Source organism: Actinomadura sp. HBU206391 (assembly GCF_014323665.1).
GTDB lineage: Bacteria > Actinomycetota > Actinomycetes > Streptosporangiales > Streptosporangiaceae > Actinomadura_C.
Genome location: NZ_JABVEB010000378.1, coordinates 1 through 4229, shown reverse-complemented (window position 1 = coordinate 4229; position 4229 = coordinate 1). Strand labels below are relative to the sequence as shown.

General features: G+C 67.0%; 4 protein-coding genes. 1 reads left to right on the top strand and 3 read right to left on the bottom strand.

The features are described 5' to 3' along the window. From HKK72_RS36750 to HKK72_RS36740, 3 genes are all read right to left on the bottom strand, one after another. Positions 1–699 (bottom strand): hypothetical protein (locus HKK72_RS36750; protein WP_222721611.1); only part of this gene is annotated, 699 nt, incomplete at its 3' end. An 86-nt stretch (positions 700–785) separates the two neighbouring features. Next, positions 786–2243 (bottom strand): hypothetical protein, encoded by a 1458-nt coding sequence (locus HKK72_RS36745; RefSeq protein ID WP_187239004.1) that lies wholly within the window; start codon positions 2241–2243, stop codon positions 786–788. A 279-nt stretch (positions 2244–2522) separates the two neighbouring features. Beyond that, positions 2523–3323, bottom strand: a complete 801-nt coding sequence (locus HKK72_RS36740) for a DUF5701 family protein (RefSeq protein WP_315987630.1) — start codon at positions 3321–3323, stop codon at positions 2523–2525. A gap of 74 nt (positions 3324–3397) precedes the next feature. Between HKK72_RS36740 and HKK72_RS36735 the strand changes: the two genes are divergently transcribed. Then, positions 3398–4048, top strand: a complete 651-nt coding sequence (locus HKK72_RS36735; protein WP_187239003.1) for a TetR/AcrR family transcriptional regulator — start codon at positions 3398–3400, stop codon at positions 4046–4048. Positions 4049–4229 lie beyond the last annotated feature (181 nt).

The window sequence follows — 4229 nt, the reverse complement described above, 5'->3', positions numbered from 1 at the left end:
GCGGCGGAAATCTTCGGCCAGAGCCTGGCCGTCGGTCTGTCCGTTCGCGTGGGCCCGGGCCGTCTGCAGGAGGGAGAAACTGACCTTCTCGAGCTCCCGTACGGGCAGGAGAGGACCGCTTCTGTCGACCCACAAAAAGAGATCTTCGGGAGTCTGCCGCGCCAGTTGTTCAACGGAGATCGCTGCCCACGCTGCGAAGTCGCTGGGTTCGTCGATGCCGAGGACCCAAGACCCGGTGGTCGAGACCGCGAGCCAGCGAAATTCATCCAGGTCCCACAGTGCGGGCGTCCCGTCATCGCGGACCGCGATCATCAAATGTGTTGAGTCCAGTATGGACTCCACTACAGTCAGGCGACGGCCTCGGAGTTGCGCCATCGTGCGGGCCCATTCTCTGGCGCTCTGAGTGACGTCTCGCCCGCGCTGTCCCGGCGAATACTCCTTTTCGAACCTGTCGAGGAGGAATTCTTTACCTTCCTTGAATTCGAAGTGGACGCCGTGGTCCCCCGGATACGGCAGGCGATGGTCGAAGCCGCCAAGGGAGATGTCAGTCGGAATCCCATCGGGAAATGCAGCGCAGAAGTCGATAAATGTATCATAGGGCTTGCTGTGGTCGTCAGGGTCGGCCTCGGGATTCGGGAAGCTCTTGAGAAGGCTACAGGCACTACAGATACGCCCAGGGCGGATTATCGAGACCATCATCTCCCCTTGAAGTGTTTGTCGATCACTTTGCCGATGGCCGCGCCTCGTGGCACTGGCCCTCGGTGGTCGGTGATGGAATCGACAAGTCAGCCACTGATGAAATAGCTCGCCAGACTGATTCCGGGGGCGGTGGCGCGCATATCGTCCATGTTCTGTATCTCGATGTTCTCCATGTCGCGGAAGACAGACGGGTATTCGCGGGCGACTCGTTCCATCGCCTTGTTGAACCCTGCGGCGTTGGCCGAATCGATGGGACGCCTGGTGTAGTCGACCCGCACCCCAAACGGGTCTGCGATCCGCCGCGCCTCGTCTTCAAGCCTACGTAGATGGGCCAGTTCCTGCGGTCCGAACCGCCGTGTCGGCGGCGTCGCCTCACCGTCGCCGCCCGTGTGAGGCCGACCGTCAGGGGCGACGCCCCCACCGCCGGCCCTCGGCGCCGGAGCCATGGGCCTTGCGGGCGGGGCGGGTCTCGTTACGGGTGGAGGGAAGGTCCGGGTGTCCTGCCGACCGAAACCCCCGGTTCTGCCTGCCTGCTCGGCGGCCTCCTCGAGGGACCGCGCTCCCCTCGTGGGCGGAGGGTCTGGAGTCTCTCCCTTGTGCCGCCCGAGCTTGCGGAGGGCCATGGACAGCCGGGTGGACGCGCCGCTTCCGGAACCGCCGCCCATGGTGACGGCGGTGATGACGAGCGAGGGTACGGTCTCGCCGAAGGCACGGACGGGATCCTTTTTCCAGAGATCCCAGTTGACCGCTGCTTTGGCGAACTCGGCGGGATGTTGCACTCCGGTGAGCAGGGCCGGTGCCTGCGCGGCGATGCTGCGCTCGAGGAAACCGTCGGTGTCGACTATGGCGTAGCCGGCCGCCGTCGCCGGGTTGTACGCCAGCGACTGCAGAAGGAGCTCCTTGGTGCCGTGGCCGAGTCCCGGAAGGTAGTGGCGTGCCCATTGCTCCCACGCCTTGTCCAGCAGCCCTTTCCCGCGTGGCCCGTTCCCCATGGCCGCCATGAGGTCGAGGTCGAACACCGCCCGCGATCGATCGGTCTTGAGCAGTTCGTCGCGGCGACGATTCAGATCGCCCTGCTGTCCGGCCACCCAGAGACCCGCGCTCTTGATGCTCTGTGCGGGCGCCGTGCTCAGCCCGAGGCCACCGAGGATGCGTGACAGTTCCGCGCCGGCGTCCTGCCACGACCGCCCAGCACGCCGGAGCTCGATGCCGAGCAGGTTGAGGTGATCGGGTTTTCCGCTGTGGACTCCCGCCGATGCCGGTGGCCCGCCCTGTGGCGGACCGGCGATGTACGGTGCGGCGACGCGGGGTGGCTGGTCCTTTGCCTGTCGGGCCAGCCGGTGGACCTGGTCGAAGGCCTCCAGGAATCCGGATCTGGTTGATCGGTGCCGGTCGACCATCCCGCTGAAGAGCCGGCTGCCGGCCGGTCCCACTAGAGCGCCGTCGGACAGCAGCTGAAACGCCTTCCGCAGGGCGGGTCCGGACTGTTGGGCGATCCGGGCGACCCGTGGCAGGGCGGCGGCCGCCTGTTCCGCTCTACCCACGCCGATACGTACGGCGGGCACGATGCGCGGGTGGCCCGGGCAGGTGGGTGCGGTGACCGGTGTGGGGTCGGTTCACGAATCCGCCTCCAGATGCGGGCGGTCATGCCATTTCGCCATGCATAACTAATCATTGCTGTGAGTGTCAACGATTCATGCGCGGCTATAGAACCCGCTAATTTGCGCATTCAGTGCGCGATAGGTACAAACAGGCTGCGTTCTTCGGGCCTGCACCGCCATATAGCCGGAACCGGTCAAGCCAGTGCCGCAGCCCCTTGGTCTTCACGCTCCGGCGCGACCACCGGCGGACGCCATGCCGAGCCAGGTGTGCGGATTGCCTTCCCAGCACCAGCCGAGCTTGGGGGCGTTCTGGCTGATCCAGATCGCGGGAACGCGACGGTCGCCGCATCGGGAGCCGCCGAGGGAGAAGCACTTGTTCTTGGCGAGTGCCGCCGGGTGGTGGGTCACGAGTGCGATGCCCTCCTCGAGGGTCAGCAGGGTTCGCTGCCGCTGGGCGATGGTGGCCATCGCCCGGCTGGGGACGGCTCCGCAGAACTCCTCGCCCCGGTCGACGTCGAACAGCAGGTATGCGCGCTCATCGGGCAGTTCTACTTCTTGGGTGGGAACGAACCGTTCGATGGCGCCGGGCTCGAAGGAGCGGTCGACGAAGCCGGGCTTGGTCTTGCCGTCCAGGGTGGTGAGGGGCATGCACCGCTCGATCGGTGCCAGTGCCCTGGTGACGACCAGCAGGAATGGTGCGCGCCCGTTCTCAGGTGGTCGCATCGACCCGCCCCGGGCCACGGCCGTGACGCGCAACGGGCTGACGAGCTCGGCGAGGGCCTGCGGGCTGAGACCGGTGAGTGCGGGATAGCCCTTGTCCAGCAGGTTGCGCACCTGGCGGTCGAATTCGGCGCCGGCGTCGAACGCCGACTGCGGGCGGTCGGCCGGCATGGGGTGATCCTCGGCGGGGTCGAGCGTGGCGTTGACAGAGGTGGCCGCGGCATGGACGTGCGTGGTGTTCAGGGCGGTGTCCTTCCTCGTGCGATGAGCTGCTGCCGAGACGGCCCGGCCAGTGGAGCGCATTGCCGCTAAAATTAGATGAGACCTAAATATATGTCAACTACAAATTTAGGCTGAGCCGTGAAACGATGGACCTCATGAGCACTGAGACGATCGGGCTGCGCGCGTTGAAGAAGCAGCAGACCCGGCAGGCGATCTCGGACCAGGCGACCCGCTTGTTCCTCGAGCGGGGGTTCGACAAGGTGACGATCGCCGAGGTGGCGGCGGCCGCGGAGGTCGCGAAGATGACCGTCACCAACTACTTTCCGCGCAAGGAGGATCTCGCCCTCGACCTGCACGAGGAGTTCGTCGGGGGCCTGGCGCATGCGGTGGCCGAACGGGCGCCGGGGGAGTCCGCGCTGGCCGCGCTGCGGCGGGATTACCTGGCCGCGGTGGCGCGCCATGACCCGGTGATCGGCTTTTCCGGCTCTGCTTTCGCCCGCATGATCACTGGTAGCCCAGCCCTGCTGGCCCGGTTGCGGGAGTTTCACGAGCAGCGCGAGGCGGCCCTGGCCATCGTGCTCGCGGACGAGACAGGCGCCGGCGCTCATGACATTCACCCCCGGGTGGCGGCGGCGCAGCTCGGCGGGGCCCACCGGGTGCTCTTCGACGAGACGATGCGCCAGACCCTGCAGGGCCGGCGCGACCAGGAGATCGCCGCGGCTCTCGCGGACGCGGTCCGCACAGCCTTCGACCTGCTCGAACCGGCTCTCGGTGGCTACGCCGTACGTGCGACAGGCGCGATCTGACGACAGAGCGACCGGCAGGTCCGGACCCCAGGTGGGACCCGGACCTGCCGCCGCGCGACGGGGACGAGAATCCGAACGCACCGGCCGCCGCCGATGGGCGAGACGGCCCGCACGGCCTTACGCGGTGCGCGTCCGCACGGTGGCGGCGGTCACCAGGAGTGCGACCACCACGAAGATCGTT